This window comes from Dietzia sp. IBK-p2-16D (assembly GCF_057773085.1).
This window is the reverse complement of the sequence record NZ_JBYMTL010000008.1, coordinates 89,232-104,334: the sequence shown is the minus strand read 5'-3', so window position 1 is coordinate 104,334 and position 15,103 is coordinate 89,232. Positions and strand designations below refer to the sequence as shown.

At 70.8% G+C, this 15,103-nt stretch carries 13 protein-coding genes; 3 read left to right on the top strand and 10 right to left on the bottom strand.

Annotated features, from left to right (window positions below; all coding sequences use genetic code 11):
* Positions 1–33 precede the first annotated feature (33 nt).
* The 10 genes from urtA to AC3DE3_RS15985 form a co-directional block, all read right to left on the bottom strand.
* Entirely contained in the window at positions 34–1,263 is a 1,230-nt protein-coding gene (gene urtA / locus AC3DE3_RS16030) for an urea ABC transporter substrate-binding protein (RefSeq protein WP_488370674.1), read from the bottom strand.
* A gap of 458 nt (positions 1,264–1,721) precedes the next feature.
* Positions 1,722–2,771, bottom strand: coding sequence for an urease accessory protein UreD (locus tag AC3DE3_RS16025; RefSeq protein WP_488370635.1), 1,050 nt, complete (start codon positions 2,769–2,771; stop codon positions 1,722–1,724).
* On the bottom strand, positions 2,768–3,403 hold the full coding sequence (gene ureG / locus AC3DE3_RS16020; protein ID WP_488370634.1) for an urease accessory protein UreG: 636 nt from the start codon (positions 3,401–3,403) through the stop codon (positions 2,768–2,770). The genes AC3DE3_RS16025 and ureG overlap by 4 nt, the downstream gene beginning before the upstream one ends.
* A gap of 77 nt (positions 3,404–3,480) precedes the next feature.
* A complete protein-coding gene (locus tag AC3DE3_RS16015; RefSeq protein ID WP_488370633.1) occupies positions 3,481–4,686 on the bottom strand; it encodes an MFS transporter in 1,206 nt (401 codons plus the stop codon).
* Positions 4,687–4,895: 209 nt separating this feature from the next.
* Positions 4,896–5,627 carry an urease accessory protein UreF gene (locus tag AC3DE3_RS16010; RefSeq protein ID WP_488370673.1) on the bottom strand — a complete coding sequence of 244 codons (732 nt, stop codon included), beginning with the start codon at positions 5,625–5,627 and terminating at the stop codon, positions 4,896–4,898.
* On the bottom strand, positions 5,627–7,867 hold the full coding sequence (gene ureC, locus AC3DE3_RS16005; protein ID WP_488370632.1) for an urease subunit alpha: 2,241 nt from the start codon (positions 7,865–7,867) through the stop codon (positions 5,627–5,629). The genes AC3DE3_RS16010 and ureC overlap by 1 nt, the downstream gene beginning before the upstream one ends.
* A gap of 25 nt (positions 7,868–7,892) precedes the next feature.
* Complete coding sequence (locus AC3DE3_RS16000; protein ID WP_488370631.1) at positions 7,893–8,690, bottom strand: hypothetical protein; 798 nt, start codon at positions 8,688–8,690, stop codon at positions 7,893–7,895.
* Complete coding sequence (locus AC3DE3_RS15995) at positions 8,687–9,007, bottom strand: urease subunit gamma (RefSeq protein ID WP_488370630.1); 321 nt, start codon at positions 9,005–9,007, stop codon at positions 8,687–8,689. Before AC3DE3_RS15995 ends, AC3DE3_RS16000 begins: the two co-directional genes overlap by 4 nt.
* 143 nt (positions 9,008–9,150) lie before the next feature.
* Complete coding sequence (locus AC3DE3_RS15990) at positions 9,151–10,116, bottom strand: PDR/VanB family oxidoreductase (protein ID WP_488370629.1); 966 nt, start codon at positions 10,114–10,116, stop codon at positions 9,151–9,153.
* Positions 10,113–11,204 carry a Rieske 2Fe-2S domain-containing protein gene (locus AC3DE3_RS15985; protein WP_488370628.1) on the bottom strand — a complete coding sequence of 364 codons (1,092 nt, stop codon included), beginning with the start codon at positions 11,202–11,204 and terminating at the stop codon, positions 10,113–10,115. Before AC3DE3_RS15985 ends, AC3DE3_RS15990 begins: the two co-directional genes overlap by 4 nt.
* Positions 11,205–11,385: 181 nt before the next feature.
* Between AC3DE3_RS15985 and AC3DE3_RS15980 the strand changes: the two genes are divergently transcribed.
* From AC3DE3_RS15980 to AC3DE3_RS15970, 3 genes are all read left to right on the top strand, one after another.
* Positions 11,386–11,979, top strand: a complete 594-nt coding sequence (locus AC3DE3_RS15980) for a helix-turn-helix domain-containing protein (protein WP_488370627.1) — start codon at positions 11,386–11,388, stop codon at positions 11,977–11,979.
* A gap of 125 nt (positions 11,980–12,104) precedes the next feature.
* Positions 12,105–13,478 (top strand): amidohydrolase family protein, encoded by a 1,374-nt coding sequence (locus AC3DE3_RS15975; protein ID WP_488370626.1) that lies wholly within the window; start codon positions 12,105–12,107, stop codon positions 13,476–13,478.
* A 53-nt stretch (positions 13,479–13,531) separates the two neighbouring features.
* A complete protein-coding gene (locus AC3DE3_RS15970; protein WP_488370625.1) occupies positions 13,532–15,040 on the top strand; it encodes an aldehyde dehydrogenase family protein in 1,509 nt (502 codons plus the stop codon).
* Positions 15,041–15,103: the final 63 nt, after the last annotated feature.

Genomic DNA, 15,103 nt, shown 5'->3' with positions numbered 1-15,103 from the left:
GGAGCGGGGTGGGCGGGGCTGGTATGGCGGGCGTCAGTTCCCGGACAGGTCGCCGGCCCAGTCGTAGGACTCGAGGAACGGGTCGGGCTCGATCGCCTCGCCGGAGCTCCACACCTCGTAGATCAGGCCGTCGGGGCGGATCTCGCCGACGATCGCGGTCTTGGAGATGTGGTTGTTCTCGCCGTTGATGGTGACGGTGCCCTCGGGGGCGTCGAAGCTGACGCCGTCGGCGGCGTCCTGGATGGCGTCGACGGCGAAGGAGTCCGCCTTCTCGACCGTGTTCTTCCACAGGTAGACCGACGTGTACGCGGCTTCCATCGGATCGGAGGTGACGCGGTTCGCGCCGTACTTCGCCTTGAACGCCTCGACGAACGCGGTGTTCTCCGGCGAGTCGATCGTCTGGTAGTAGTTCCACGAGGTCAGCTGGCCGTCAATATTCGCGGCGCCGATGCCCTGGACCTCCTCCTCGGCGATCGACACGCTCACCACCGGGGTGTCCTCGGCGGACAGGCCGGCGTTGGAGTACTCGCGGAAGAACGCCACGTTGGAGTCGCCGTTGAGCGTGTTGAACACGGCGTCCGGGTTGGCGGTGCGCACCTTGTTGACGATGGTGGAGAAGTCGGTCGAGCCGAGCGGGGTGTAGTCCTCGCCGAGGATCTCGACCTCGTTGGCCTCGGCCCACGCCTTGATGACGCGGTTGGCGGTCTGCGGGAAGACGTAGTCCGAGCCCACCAGGTACATGGACTTCACACCCTGCTCTTTGAGGTACTCCAGGGCGGGGACGATCTGCTGGTTGGTGGTGGCACCGGTGTAGAAGATGTTCTCCGACGCCTCGAGGCCCTCGTACTGCACCGGGTAGTAGAGCAGCGCGTTGGCGTCCTCGACCACCGGCAGCATCGCCTTGCGGGACGACGAGGTCCAGCCGCCGAAGATCGCCGCCACGCAGTCACTGGTGATGAGCTTCTGCGCCTTCTCCGCGAACACGGCCGGGTCGGACGCGCCGTCCTCCACCACGGGGACGATCTGCTTGCCCAGCACGCCACCCTCGGCGTTGATCTGCTCGATCGCCAGGGCGACCGAGTCACGCACTGTCTTCTCGGAGATGGCCATCGTCCCGGACAGCGAGTGCAGCGAACCGACCTTGATGGTGTCGCCGGAGGTGTCCACACAGGACTCGGCGGCGGCCGCGGCGGTGTCACCGGTCCGGCTGCCGCAGGCGGTGAGCGCTCCCGCGCCCAGGAGCACGAGGCCGGCGGTGGCCAGCGCGCGCCGGGTGCGGGTCGTGCGCGGCGTCTGGCCCGGGCGCGCTGACTTCCCAGAGGAGAGAGAGGTGGAGTTCACGTGGTTGACCTGACCTTCACTGACCGGCTGTCGAGGCCTCCCGCGGGCTGCGGGTCTCGAAGCGCGATGCCGATAAAGGTATGGCCACGATGTGAGTCAGCTGAGTCGCCGGTGTTTCGCCACCGTTGCCTCTACCGGCGGTGTGTGAACGGTGTGTATCTCGTTCGTCTCGCTATAAAACTGCGGCTGTGAGGGGCTCCTCTGGGCTCGCGCCGGAACCGCCGGCGCCGCACAAACCCGCCACCGCCGCCGCCGCCGGTTACGCGCCCCCTTCGACTTACGTGTCCTGTGTGTACGCCGTCGGTCGGGTTGTGCTGCCGGAACGGTCCATAGAGGACGCATACCCCGAAGGGCCGGGCGTCGGCGGGCCGGCCCGGCGGTCAGTTCTTCCGCAGATCCGGTGCCGGGGCGCCCAGCAGGTGCACGCGGGCGGCCGACCACACCGCCCGCACGGCGGCCTCCACGTTCTCCTGCCCTCGGCCCAGTACCCGCAGCCAGGCGCCGCAGCCGTCCGGCAGGGTGCTCACCCCGCACCGCACCGCCGCATCGGAGCCATCCGAACCCCGGGCCGAGCCCCGGGCCGCGGCCCCGGCCGCCTCGTCCGCCCCGGCCGCCTCGTCCGCCGCGGTCCGCATGACCGTGGCCAACTCGTCGGCCGGGCCGGGGGCCACCACGAACAGCGTCCCGATCGCGTCGGCGGCGCCGGCGACCAACGGATGCCCGGCCCGGTCCCGCGTGATGAGCGTGGTGTCCACGGCCAGCGGGGTGCCATCGGGGCGGGTGATCTCCACGGCGGAGACGTAGGCGTCCACGGCCCAGTTCTCGCCCCGGGCCACGCGCCCGGCGGTGAGGATGTCCGCGGCGATGAGTACCGCGTCGTCGGGGACCTCGGCGCGCAGTCGCTGCTGGAACCGGCTGCCGCCGTACGGGATGAGCGGGTCCGGCAACCACTCGCACACCGCGCCCGGGCCGAGGGTCAGGGTGACGGTCTGGGTCGCGAAGCCCACGTCCATCCGGTGCACGCGGTTCGCGGCCTGCGTCGTGATCAATGCGTGGGCTCCGGGCCCGAGTCGCACGTCCATGTCGAGCCGGTCGCCCCCGACGATCCCGCCGCCGGTCGACATCACGTACACCGTCGGCATCTCCCGCAGCACGGGGTCGATGTACAGCGGACGCATCACCTGCAACGGCGACTTCTGGAAGCGGTCGGCGAGCACCGTCCGCCCGGAGACACCGCGGCCGACGCGGTCACCGCCGGGACCGCCGCGGCCGCCGCGGTCATCGCCGGCGGCGAGGCGGAAGTCCAGATCGAGCACGCCCACCTTGCCGGGCGAGCCGACGGGCAGCGCGCCCGGCCCGGTCTGCGGACCGGCCGCGACGACCGGCCAGACGAACCCCGGGTCCGCGGCGCGGGTGAGCCGGTCGCTCACGGGGTGGGGAGCAGATCCGCCCGGCGGGACTCGAAATAGTCCAGCACCTCCGTGATGCCCTTCCCGCTGAGGCAGTCGGTGAGGGCGACGGGCTTGCCGGAGCGGACGCGGTCGGCGTCGGAGGCCATGACGTCCAGGTTGCAGCGCACGTACTTGGCGATGTCGATCTTGTTGATCACCAGCAGGTCGCATTCGGTGATGCCGGGACCGCGCTTACGGGGCATCTTCTCGCCCTCGGCCGTGTCGAGGACGAAGACGAACAGGTCGACCAGCGCCGGTGAGAACGTCAGGGTGAGGTTGTCGCCGCCGGACTCGTAGATGAGCGTGTCGACGTCGGGGTGTTCCTCGAGCAGCTCGGCGCCCACCGCGAGGTTCATGGTGGGGTCATCGCGGACGGCGGTGTGCGGGCACGAGCCGGTCTCCACGCCCACGACCCGGGCGGGGTCGAGGACACCGGCCAGGGTGCGGCGGACGTGTTCGGCATCCTCCTGCGTGTAGATGTCGTTGGTGATCACCGCCGGGGTGCGTCCCCGGCCGATCAGCTCCGGGACCAGCGCCTCGATGAGCGCCGTCTTGCCCGACCCGACCGGGCCGCCGATCCCGATCCGCAACACCTGCTGTGCCTCTGCCATGGACGAGACGCTAACGCAGTCGTGTTTCGAAACTGTTGCGCACTTCGGTGAATGCAGAACGGCGGAGTCTCCCGCTCCTAGTTCCTCGGGAGGAACACCGCTACCGACAGCGTCGCCACGGCGATCAGGACCACGACCATCGCGATGGTCCCCGGCCATCCCGCCAGGTGCAGGAAGATCCCCCCGGCGAAGCCGAAGATCGACGAACCCCCGTAGTAGCCCAGGTTGTACAGCGACGAGGACTGGGAACGTCCCGCGACGGCCGAGGCCCCCGCCCAGCCGGACGCGACCGCGTGAGAGGCGAAGAACCCCACGGTGAGAACCACCGTCCCGGCGATGATCACCCACACCTCCGGGATCAGGGTGAGTGCCGTGCCCGCCATCATCGTCAGATTGCCGGCGATCAACACCGGTTTGCGGCCGAAGCGCGAGGCCAGGACGCCGGCCCGCGGCGCGGAGAAGGTGCCGGCCAGGTACGCCAGGAAGATGAGGGACACCGCCCAGACCGGCAACGAGAAGGGCGGATCGATCAGGTGGAAGCCGAGGAAGTTGTACACGGCCACGAACCCGCCCATGGACAGGCATCCCTGCAGATAGATCACCAGCAATGCCGGTGATCGCAGGTTTCCCACGAGCGCCCCGATCGCTACCGACAGCCGGGTGACCCGAGGGGTGAAGTTCTGCGCCCTCGGCGCGGTACGCAGAAAGATCAGGACACAGAGAATCGCGACGCCCGTGACCACTAGCATCCCGGCCTTCCACCCGACCTGCTCCCCCACCGGAGCTGCGATGAGACGTCCGGACAGGCCTCCGATCGTGGTGCCGGAGACATAGCTTCCCGCGGCGATGGCGCCGACCCGCGGGTTCACCTCCTCGCTCAGGTACGCGACGGCCAGGGCCGGAACTCCCCCGAGCATGAGTCCCTCGACGAACCGCACCACCAGCATCGACGTGAAATCGGGCATGACCGTCATCAGCGCGGCGCAGACACAGGCGAGAATGATCGCCGCGAGCATCGCCTGCTTACGTCCCACCGCGTCCCCGATGTACGACCACGGGATCACGCCCAACGCCACCCCGAGAGTGGCGGCGGAGATCATGAGCGCGGCCCGGTCCGGACTGACGTCCTGGTCAGCCGAGATGAGCGGCAGCAGTCCCTGGGGTGAGTAGAGCTGGGCGAAGGTGGCCACGCCGATGAAGAAGAGCGCCGCCAACAGCCGGCGGTACTGCGGAGTCCCCGCCTGCAGCCTCACGTCGTCGCCACTCACGATGCGCGCACGCATTCCGAGAGCACCCGATTCCCCATGTCGACCTGCACACGCCCCTCCGCTTGGTCGGCCCTGGCTGCAAAGCGAACGCGGCCAGCGTAGGCCCTCCCACGAGGGGCATCGTCGAGTGCTTCGTCCGGCAGAGCGCCCCGGGCCGGGCTGCCCTGGCGGGGGTGTTCAGGGCACCGCAGGTCAGAGCGCTGCGCGTGGAGAACTCATGCGGGTCAGGAGGCGAAGAGCCGCGCGTCGGCCCGCTCGTGGTGGCACGAGGCAAGGTCCAGTACGGGCGCGAAGCCACCGAGTTCGGCGAGCGACCGGCCCACCGCGGCGTCGGCGACCTCCGCGATCACCGGGGCCGCCCCGCGCACGAGGGCCTGCGCACTACGGTGATCGGCCAGTCGCAGCCGCAGCGCAGCGCCCGACAGACTGATCACCAACGCCGTGAGATCCGCCGCGACGGCCTCCCGTTGGCTCAGCCCGCCGCGGGCGTACACGACTCCCATGACCACCGACTGCGACCCCGGCGACCGGCGGGCCCGGACGTGGTCGTTCCACGCGGACACCACCGGGTCGTCGAGGAGCTCGGCGGCCAGGTCGAGCACCTGCTTGCCGGTGCGGGTGGCGCCGTCGCGGAACTCGCGGGTCAGCCGCGTGGCGTGGAGCCGCCTGTCGATGCGGGTCAGCGCCGCGACCAGTCCGTCGAGGTCGGCTGAGTGCTCGTACGTGGCCTCCCAGGCGAGGGCCAGCGCGGTCGCCTCCGCCGGCCCGGCCGAGTACCGCAGGATCCCGTGCACGGCCTCGGCGACGGACCGCGCCCCGGCCCCGGCTCCGGCGTCCATCGCGCCGAGCTGCCGCAGCCCTTCGAGTCCGTGCGAGAGCGTGTACATGCCCGAGGGGAACGACGAGTCGGTGAACTGCAGCGCCAGCAGCAACTGCGAGAGGCCCGGGGTGCCCATCACGCCAGGTAGTGCAGCTGCGCGAGCGGCAAGGTGGTGGCGGGGGCGATGGTGGCGGGCTCGCCGTCGACGGTGACCACGTAGGTCTCGGGATCCACCTCGATGGTCGGGCAGCGGTCGTTGCGGACCATGTCCTTCTTGCCGATCCCGCGGCACCCGCGCACGGGCAGGCACGGCGAGGTCAGGCCCAGCTCCTCGGGCACGCCCGCCTCGATCGCCGCGGCGGACAGGAACGTCACCCGCGTCGACTGCAACGCCCCGCCGTACGCGCCGAACATCGGCCGGTAGATCACCGGCTGCGGCGTGGGCAGCGACGCGTTGGGATCGCCCATCGGCGCCCACACGATCATCCCGCCCTTGATGATCAGCGACGGCTTGGCCGCGAACGAGTCCACCGGCCACACCACGAGGTCCGCGAGCTTGCCGGGTTCGATCGAGCCGAGGTGGTCGGCGATGCCCGCGGCGATCGCGGGGTTGATGGTCATCTTGGCGACGTAGCGCAGGACGCGCTCGTTGTCGTTGCGCGCGCCGCCCGGCCCGTCATCCGAGGAGCCGTCGGGAGAGGCCGCCACGTCCTCGGGCAGCGGCCCCCGCTCGACGCGGCAGTGGTGGGCGGTCTGGAACGCGCGCTGCCACGACTCCCCGATCCGGCCCATGGCCTGCGAATCCGAGGAGAAGATGGAGATGATCCCCTCGTCGTGCAGGACGGTCTCGGCGGCGATCGTCTCGGCGCGCACCCGGGAGTCGGCGAAGCTCACGTCCTCCGGGATGTCGTGCGACAGGTGGTGGCACACCATGACCATGTCCAGCAGTTCGTCCACCGAGTTCAAGGTGTACGGCAGCGTCGGGTTGGTCGAGGCAGGCAGGACGTTGGGCTCGCCGCACACGCGCAGGATGTCGGGGGCGTGCCCGCCGCCTGCGCCCTCGGAGTGGAACGTGTGGATGGTGGAATCGCCGAACGCGGCGCGCGTGTCCTCGTAGAAGCCCGACTCGTTGAGGGTGTCGGTGTGGATCGCGACCTGCACGTCGTACTCGTCCGCGACCTCCTGCACGCAGCGGATCGCCGCGGGCGTGGTGCCCCAGTCCTCGTGGATCTTCAGCCCCGCTGCGCCGGCCACGATCTGCTCGACCGCCGACTCCGGCTGCGAGGTGTTGCCCTTGCCCAGCACCCCGATGTTCACCGGCAGCCCGTCCGCGGCCTGCAGCATCCGCCCGATGTTCCAGGCGCCCGGCGTGCACGTGGTGCCCTTGGTGCCCTCGGCCGGGCCGGTACCACCGCCGAACAGGGTGGTCACGCCGTTGCTCAGCGCCTCCTCGACCTGCTGCGGCGCGATGTAGTGGATGTGGGTGTCCACCCCGCCGGCGGTGACGATCTTGTGTTCGCCGGCCACCACCTCGGTGCCGGGCCCGATCACCAGCTCCGGGTGCACCCCGTCCTGCAGGTGCGGGTTGCCGGCCTTGCCCACGGCCACGATCCGCCCGTCGCGCACCCCTATGTCGCCCTTGACCACACCCAGCACCGCGTCGACGATGATCGCGCCCGTGATCACCAGGTCCAGCGCGCCCGACGCCCGCGTGCCAGCCGGGTCCTGCGCCATGCCGTCGCGGATCGCTTTGCCGCCGCCGTAGACGGCCTCGTCTCCGTACCCGCTGCTGCCGTCGGTGGTCACGGCGTTGTGATCGGTGGCGATCTCGATCACCAGGTCGGTGTCGGCAAGCCGCAACCGGTCACCGACCGTGGGTCCGTAGATGTCGGTGTAGGTGGCGCGCGGCAGCACGGTCGGCGGGCCGTCGGGGGCAGGGACGCGAGCGGCGGGCACACCGTCGGCGACGGGCGTGACCTCGTCGTCGTCGTCGTTGTCGTCACCGCCGCTGTGCAGGAACCCCCGCTCGACCATCCGCTCCAGCGCGCGTTCGCGCACGGCCGGGTCGTCGAGCGGGCCGTCGACCAGCCCGGAGAAGCCGTGGCACACCCGCTTACCCGCGAAGTCGACCAGCCGCACGGTCCGTGTCTGGCCGGGCTCGAACCGCACCGCCAGCCCCGCGCCGATCGCCAGATGCCGACCGTAGGCCGCGAGCCGGTCGAAGCGCAGCTCCCGGTTGGCCTCGAAGAAGTGATAGTGCGAACCCACCTGGACGGCGCGGTCGCCGGTGTTGGTCACGCGGACCTCGATGGTCGCGCGGCCGGCGCCCAGCTCGATGTCCCCGTCGCCGTAGAGGTAGTGCACCGAACCGGACATGTGTGGCTCCTGGAGGGTCGTGGGGCTAGTGGGAGTGCGTGTAGACGGTGCCGTCGGCGGCGACGTGCGAGTGCGCGTACCCGTGGCCGTCCTCGGCGTCGAGGGCGGCGTCGATACCGTCGTCGCCGTGGTCGAGCCGGTGCACGGCTTCGCGGACGCGGGTGTCGATCACGCTGCGCAACACCGCCGGGCCGAACAGGTACTCGCCCTCACCGGGCAGGTCGAGCCCGGTGACCGGCGCGGGGGCGAGGGTCGCCGACACCAGGGCCGGCCTCCCACCACCGAGGGCGCGGACGCGCTCGAGCCCCTCGGCCAGGTCGGGATCGGGTTCCTCGCCGCCGTGGAACGCCACCTCGACCAGGCCGGGTTGCCCGTACTGGCGGGCGAGCCGGGCGAGGCGGTACAGCTCGGCGTCGGCGAACGGGTCGATCGAGCGGCTCACCACGAGCGCCGAGCACACCGCACCGTGCCTGCGGATCACCGCGCGCAGCCGGGTGATGAGCATGGTCGCGTCGCCGAGCGGCGCGGCCAAGGCGACGCTGCCCGGGGCGAGCCGCGAGCCGCCCGGCCCGGTGACGGGCAGGCGGCCCCGGACGTCGCGCAACGTTCGGGAGCAGTCGGCGATCATCGCGGGCGCGCGGCCGAACGTCATGGGGACGACGACGACAACATCGCCCTCCCCCGCCTGGTCCGTCACCAGGTCGGCGAGCTCGCGGCCGGGCCGGGCCGCCGGGATGCCCAGGTCCGGCATCTGCTCGGACTCCGGTCCCAGCGCGAGGACGACCCGGGCGGTCGCCGGGTCGGTGTGCCCGTGGCCGTTCACGCGCTCTGCTCCACCGGCCCGATGGGGTCGTGCACGGTGACGAGCTTGGTGCCGTCGGGGAACGTGGCCTCGACCTGGATCATCGCCAGCCGCTCGACCACGCCGTCCATCACCTGACCGGCGTCCAGCACCTGCCGGCCGAGGTTCATGCACTCGGCGACCGTGCGGCCGTCGCGGGCGTGCTCGACGATCTCCCACGAGATGAGCGCGGTGGCCTCGGGGACGTTGAGCAGAACCCCGCGCTCGAGCCTGCGACGCGCGACCTCGGCCGCGGTGAACAGGGTGAGCTTGTCCAACTCGCGGGGGGTGAGCTTCATCCTCGGGTCCTTCTCTACTCGGGCGACGACGCATCCGGGATCGGCAAGGGCGTCGGCGTGTGCACCGGCGCTCGTACGAACGCTAGCGACGTCGTGTGTCGGCAGTGTTACCTGGCCCGGCGGTACCCGACCCGGCCGAGGCCTCAGACCCCGAGCGTCAGCGAGGGGGTGAGGGACCGCGAACAACACACGTTGATCAGGGCGTTGGACTCCCTCTCGGCGGGCGACTGGACCTCGTCGCGGTGGTCGGGGATGCCGGCCAGCACCGGCGTCAAGCACGATCCGCACAGGCCCTGTTCGCAGGCGAGGGTCGTCTCCACGCCGTCGCGGCGGAGCACGTCGGCGATCGTCTCGTCCGGGCCCACGGTGAGCTCCCGGCCGGTGGAGGACACGACCACGGTGAACACCTCCCCCGCGGTCTCCACCGACTGCGCCCGGGCGAACTGTTCGGTGTGCACCGCGTCCTTGGGCCACTCCATCGCGGCCGCACATCCCGTCGCCGAGGCGACCATGCCCAGCGGTCCGCAGACGTAGAGCGCCAGGCCCGGGGCCGGGCGCGGGATCACCGACTGGGCGTTGCCCCGGAACCCGTCGCCGTGGGCGCTGTAGTGCACCACCACCCGGTCCCGCCACGCGCGGCTATCCAGGTGGCGGCGCAGGGGCAGGCTCTCCGGCGTCCGCGAGTACACGTGCATCTCGAACGAGGCGCCCCGCCGGTGCAGCCTCTCGGCCATGGCCACCATCGGGGTGATCCCGATGCCGCCGGCGATGAGGACGCTGTGGTCGGCCTCCGGATCGAGCCTGAAGGTGTTCCGGGGGTGCGAGATCGTCAGCCGGTCCCCCACGGAGAGTGCGTGGACGGCGACCGAACCTCCCCGGCCGTCGTTCTCGCGCAGCACGGCGACGAGGTAGCGGTCGGTGTCGTCACCACGGCCGACCAGCGAGTACTGCCGGGTCAGCTCTCCCAGGTGGAGGTCGATGTGCGCCCCGGCGTCGAAGCCCGGCAACCGCGTCCCCGACTCGGCCGGGTGCAGTTCCACCAGGACGACGCGGTCGCCATCGGCGGTGAGTGAACCGACGACGACGTCGAGTACTCCGGCGGCGCTCATGCGGTGAAGAACTCGGACAGACCGGCGGCGCGCAGGGCCCGGCGGTAGGCGATCGAGGACCGGTCGGCGGGGATGTGGACCTCCAACTTCGGGTCGAGTGGCAGGTTCTCGGGTTTCTGTTGCTCCACGATCCGGCGGTCCTCGTTGAAGACCTGCAGGTTGAACTCGTACACCTCGGACAGCGGTTGGTCGGTGTCGAAGTTGCGGCACCGGGCGTCGAACAGCCGGGTCCGGGTGGCCGAGACCGGCGAGGCGGCGTTCATCAGGCTGAGGCGGATGCCGTCCGGGAAGAACACCACCAGGGTCCCGGTGAACGGCACGTGGAGTCGGTAGTGCCGCAGCCACAGGAAGTCGTCGGGGACCTCGAGCGCGGTCCCCGGCGGCAGGTTGGACACCGTCGACCAGTACTCGGACTCGAACCCGTCCGCGGTCGGCACCGGCATGTACTCGGGGACCACCTGGTTCTCGGGGTCGGCGAACGTCTCGTGGTGGACAAAGGCGAAGTGGCCCACGTCGAGGAAACCCTCGATCTGACGGCCGGCGAACGCCTCGATGTCGATCCACGGGCAGTTGATCTGCTGGAAGCCGGGCTCGTCCCAGTGCGGGACGGGCGGGATCGCCGGTTCGTCCCCGGGGGCCGCGGCCAGGGAGGTCCACACCAGGCCGTACCTCTCGACCGCGGCGTAGGAACGCAGGTGCATCCGGGCGGGGATCTTGTCTCCCGGATGTGCGGGAATCGAGGTGCACTTCCCGCCCGAGCCGAATCTCAGCCCGTGGTAGGGGCACCGGATGCCCTCGTCGTCGCCCTGGTCCTCCCCCAGGCTGAGCTTGGTCCCACGATGGGGACACAGGTCGTCGGCCACCACCACCTCACCGTTCTCCTTGCCACCCACCCGGTAGACCACCAACGGCACGTCCAACAGGGTCGCACCCAGGGGTCCGCCGGTGACCTCACCGGACGTGGCGACCGGGTACCAGTAGCGGGCCAGGATCTGCCAGTCATCGGGCGTGAACGTGAGCCCTCGGGGCAGCGGGAGCGGCTCCGGGGCGGTGTCGGTCTCCGCAGGTGACAGCGTCGTCAGCGACATGGGTTCTCCCTGTTGGAATTGGTGGGGCGGGGTGTCGTGCTCGTGGCGACGAGCGCGTCTCGACGGCTCGTCCGATTCACTGTGGTGATCGTAGGAAGCAATATTTATTAGTAGGCATCTATCGCGTTACGGCCGCGTTTCGACTCGCCCGCTCGTGGACCCGCCCGGTTATGGTCGACCCGTGCCCCACTCCCACCGCCGCGCCGGACAGGCCCCGGTCGAGCCCCTCATCAGTGCGTCCCTCGGCCGTGCGATCCGCGAGGCGCGCACCGCCAACAAGCTCTCCATGCGCGCACTCGCCGCCGCGGCCGAGATGAGCCAGCCGTTCCTCAGCCAGATCGAGGCCGGACAGACCATGCCCTCCCTGGCCACGCTCTACCGGATCGCCAAGGTTCTCGGGATCTCTCCCGCCGAGTTGTTGCCGGCCGAGCCGGATCCGGCGCCGGTCCACCTCTCGCGCGCCGCCGAGGCCACCTGGGTGCCGATCAGCGAGAAGGAGAACGCCGGCACCACGCGCGTGGTGTCCAAGGGGCTGGCGAACGTCCAGGAGTACCGGATCCGGCCGGGCCAGTACCTGGGCGACTGGTTCGAGTCCGACGGCGAGCTGAGCGTCTACGTCATCGAGGGCACCATCGCCGTCGACCTCGACGGCATGGACCCGTACGAACTGGGGCCCGGCGACGCACTCACCCACCCGGGAGGGCTGCGTAACCGCTGGTCAGTGGTCGGGGACGACCCAGTGCGCATCTTCCTCGTCTACGCCGGCGACCGCTGAGCGGCCACGCCCGGCACGGTCCGATCGCGCGCCCCGCACGCCGCAACACGGCCGTAACTCTATAGCCACAAGCAATAAATTATTGACTCCTACTATCGGCGATAGCCGACAGAAGAGAGTCAGACATGACCACCCAGCGCCTCCTCGTCCCCGATCTCGTCGTCACGATGGATCAGGACCTCACGGTCCTCTCGGACACCGCCGTCCTGGTCACGGACGGCGTGATCACCGCCATCGGCGACCCCGGCGAGCTCGCGCTGACCCACCCGTCAGCCGAGCGGGTCGACCTGCCCGACCGTCTGCTCATGCCAGGGTTGATCAACGCCCACCACCACTCGGGCATGCTGCGCGGCACCGCCGAGCACCTGCCCGTCTGGGAGTGGCTGCGGCTGCACATCGACCCCATGCACCGGGTCCTGCGTCCCGAGGAAGCCGAGGCGGCGGCGTGGCTCTGCTACGCGGAGGGCCTGCTCGCCGGCACCACCACCGTCGTCGACATGTGGCGGTACATGGACGGCGCCGCCCGCGCGGCCTCCACGCTGGGCAACCGCGTGGTGACCGTCAACTACGTGGGCGAACACCCCGACTTCGACTACTTCGACACCCTCGATGACAACGAGCGGATGCTTCGGGAGTGGACCGGCGCGGCCGGCGGACGCATCATGCCGTGGGTCGGCCTCGAGCACCCCTTCTACGCCGACGCGGCGGGCCAGCAGCGCGCGATCGACATGGCGAGCGACTACGACACCGGCCTCTACACGCATTGCAGCGAGTCGGAGGTCGAGCTGGCGGACTTCCGGGCGCGGTACGGCGCCCGGCCGATGTTCGCGCTCGAGAAGCTGGGGTTCTTCGACGTCCCACGCGCGCTGATCGCCCACGCCGTGTGGCTGGACCGGTCCGAGATCGACCTCATCGCCGAGCGCGGGGTGGGCGTGTCCCACAACCCGGTGTCCAACATGAAGCTGGCGAGCGGGATGGCCCCCGTCGCCGACATGCTCGCCGCCGGTGTCAACGTGGGGCTCGGGACCGACGGGGAGAAGGAGAACAACAACCTCGACATGTTCGAGGAGATGAAGGCCGCCTCCCTCCTCGGCAAGCTCCGCACCATGGACGCGGCCGCCATGGACTCCTGGGAGGTCCTGCGCATGGCCACCCGCGGTGGCGCGGCCGCGATCGGGCGGGGCGACGAGCTGGGGGCCGTGGCGGTGGGCCGCGCGGCCGACCTCATCGCCGTGCGTACCGACACCCCCCGGATGACCCCGCTGCTGCCCGACGGGTCCTACGCGAACCTGCACCACAACCTCGTCCACGCCGTCCGCGGCTCCGATGTCGACCTGACCATGGTCGCCGGCGAGATCGTGGTCCGGGACGGCCGGCTGGTCAACGCCGACCTGCCCGAGCTCATCGAGCGTGTCCGATCCCTGGTCCCCGACCTGTTCGACCGCCGCTCCGCCTGGCTCGAGACCCAGCAGGACCCCGCGGGACTGTTCCACGGCTGACCGCCGCCCTTCCCGCGTCTCCCCCACCCACCTCCACGGATTCGAGAACCCCCATGACGATCGAGATCCCCGCCATCGCCTACCGAGACCGGGTGGCCCGCTTCCTCTCCGACACCCCCGGTCGCCTGCTCATCGACGGCCGGTGGCTCGAACCGGATACCGGCCGATCCCTGCCCACGGTCGACCCCGCGACCGGAACCCACCTCGCCGACATCGCGTGCGCGGACCGGGAGGACGTCGACCGCGCGGTCGCCGCCGCCCGCACGGCGCTCGACGGCCCGTGGGCCACCATGACCCCGGCCGACCGGGGCGCGCTGCTCTGGCGCATCGCCGACCTCATGGAGGACCATCTCGACGACCTCGCGGAACTCGAGACCCTCGACCAGGGCAAGAACCTGCGGACCTCACGCTTCGGCGAGGTCCCGGCGGCGATCAACCAGTTCCGCTACTACGCGGGCTGGCCCACCCGGATCCTCGGCCAGACCATCCCCACCTCCCTGGGCCGGACCCCACCGGGCAAGCAGGTCCTCGCCTACACCCGTCGCGAACCCGTCGGCGTGGTCGCCGCGATCGTCCCGTGGAACTCCCCGCTGATCATGGCCGCCATGAAGCTCGCCCCCGCCCTGGCGGCCGGCTGCACGATCGTCCTCAAACCGGCCGAGAACACCTCGCTCACCGCCCTGTACCTGGGCCGGCTGCTGCAGGAGGCCGGGGTGCCGAACGGCGTGGTCAACATCGTCACCGGTCTGGGCGCCGCGACCGGCCAGGCCCTCGCCGAGCACCGCGGGGTCGACAAGATCGCGTTCACCGGCTCGACCGCCGTCGGCAAGCAGCTGGTGGCCACGGCCTCGGCCGACCTCAAACGCTGCACCCTCGAGCTCGGGGGCAAGTCCCCCGCGCTGGTGATGCCCGACGCCGACCTCGACGCCGCGGTCGAGGGCATCTCCCGGGGCATTTTCGACAACGGCGGGCAGGTCTGCGTGGCCAGCGCCCGCGTCTATGCCCACCGCTCGGTGTTCCGGGACGTCGTCGACGGCATGGCGGCCTTCGGCAGCAGACTCCGCCTGGGGCACGGCCTCGATCCCGACGCCGACCTGGGGCCGCTGGTCAGCGGGACCCAGGCGCAGCGCGTCGCCTCGTTCATCGACGAGGGCCGCCGCGACGGGGTGACCGTGGCCGGCGGCGGGGAGCTCACCGGCCCGGTCGGCACCTTCTACACCCCCACCGTGGTGACCGACGTGCGCGCCGACATGCGGCTGATGCGCGAGGAGGTGTTCGGGCCCGTCGCCGTGGTGACCCCATTCGACGACGTCGACGACGTCATCGGCTGGGCCAACGACTCGCGGTACGGCCTCGCGGCGAGCGTGTGGACCGAGGGCCTGAGCACCGCGCACCGCGTGGCCGCCCGACTGCAGGCCGGAACCGTGTGGGTGAACTGCCACTCCTTCCTCGGCCCGGAACTGCCCAAGGGCGGCCACAAGGAGTCGGGCTGGGGTTATGAGAACGGCCCGCAGGGGCTGGAGAACTACCTGGAGACCAAGACCGTCGTCGCGCTGGTCTGACCCGGCACGACCGCCACCAGGCACGACCGCCACCCGGCGCGACCACCTACGAGAAGGGACCAC